Source organism: Clostridium sp. AF37-5, from assembly GCF_003477605.1.
GTDB lineage: Bacteria > Bacillota > Clostridia > Lachnospirales > Lachnospiraceae > Eubacterium_F.
Genome location: NZ_QUDR01000061.1, coordinates 1 through 733 on the forward strand (window position 1 = coordinate 1; position 733 = coordinate 733).

Sequence of the window (733 nt, forward strand, 5' to 3'; positions counted from 1 at the left end):
AATCATGACCACCAGCTCAGCTGGTGGTTTCCTCTGCGGCTATAAGCCTGTGGTACTAGCCGGCTCTAAAGAGCCATTGAAGATTCGCCATGCGCATAGTTACCACAGGCAAGCCCTAAAGGGCTTTAGCTTATGCCTTGTTTACTGGCTCACCCGTAAACGGGTCTATGTACTCTTTCAGTGACATCTGATCATATTCCAGATCTTGTTGCATCTGATTCCTTACATATTCTTCAATTTTCTTTGCATTTTTGCCTACTGTATCGACATAATACCCTCTGCACCAGAAATGTCTGTTTCCATACTTGTACTTCAAATTTGCATGTCTATCAAATATCATCAAAGAACTTTTCCCTTTCAAATATCCCATTATTTCTGACACACTGTATTTTGGTGGTATACTCACAAACATATGAACATGATCTGGCATACACTCCGCTGCTATTATTTCAACACCCTTTCTTTTGCACAATTCGCTTAATATATGACCTATATCTGCTCTTATTTGCTTGTATATAATCTTTCTTCTAAACTTAGGTGCAAAAACTATATGATATTTGCATGTCCATTTTGTGTGTGATAAACTATTATTGTCCATTTGGACTCCTCCTTGTTGTAATGATTTGGTTGGCGAACCTTATATTCATTATAACATGGAGGTTTTTTACTTGAAGCTAAAGCTGTTTGGGAACACACCTGCATAGCAGGTGGTTTATTTTTATTGCCAATACAA

The 733-nt window shown here is 38.1% G+C and carries 2 protein-coding genes; both read right to left on the reverse strand.

Annotated elements, in window-relative coordinates:
* Positions 1-130: 130 nt before the first annotated feature.
* Entirely contained in the window at positions 131-598 is a 468-nt protein-coding gene (gene tnpA / locus DW019_RS14805) for an IS200/IS605 family transposase (protein WP_022377883.1), read from the reverse strand.
* The coding region (locus DW019_RS15340) for a hypothetical protein (RefSeq protein WP_207663945.1) at positions 547-733 on the reverse strand (187 nt) is incomplete at its 5' end. The genes tnpA and DW019_RS15340, both read right to left, overlap by 52 nt.